The sequence below is a fragment of the Pseudomonas sichuanensis genome (genome assembly GCF_003231305.1).
In the GTDB taxonomy this organism is placed as follows: Bacteria; Pseudomonadota; Gammaproteobacteria; order Pseudomonadales; family Pseudomonadaceae; genus Aquipseudomonas; species Aquipseudomonas sichuanensis.
Map to the genome: position 1 here is coordinate 1 of NZ_QKVM01000137.1, position 580 is coordinate 580.

Annotated in this window: 1 pseudogene; it reads right to left on the reverse strand. The window is 64.7% G+C overall.

What is annotated here, in order from left to right:
* Nucleotides 1-580: pseudogene (locus tag DM373_RS28430) on the reverse strand (RHS repeat protein); the annotation flags it as partial.

Genomic DNA, 580 nt, shown 5'->3' on the forward strand with positions numbered 1-580 from the left:
GCTGGCCTGCACCAGGCGCCCCAGCTCGTCGTACGCCCATTTACTGGTCTTGCCGGAGCAATCGGTGTATTCGAGCAGTTGCCCGGCGTCGTTGTACGCCAGCTTCTTCTCGTTGCCGTTGGCGTCCTTGATCGCCTTGAGCTGCCCGGTGGAGGTGTAGGCAAATTCGGTCTTGTTGCCCAGCGGGTCGACCGTCTCGACCAGGTTGCCGACATCGTCGTAGTCGCGCAGCCACAGGCCGCCTTCGGCATCGCTGATCTTGATCAGCTGGTCTTTGTCGTCGTAGGCGTAGTGCACGACGGTATGGTCGGCGCGGATGTGCTGCAGGCGGTTGCTGCGTTCATCGTAGGTGTAGCGGTCCTGGCTGCCGTCGGCGTGCAGGTGGCGGATCACGTTCTTGCGGGCGTCGCGGAACAGCCACTCGGAGCGCTCGTCAGCGTGCTGGATGCGGTAGGTGTAGCCCTCGGCGTCGTAGTAGTGGCGGGTCTGGCCGCCATGGGCGTCGGTCACGGTGGTCAGGCGGATGTGGGCGTCCCACGCCAGGCGGGTTTCGAAGCTGCCATCGTCGGCCCATTCGCGA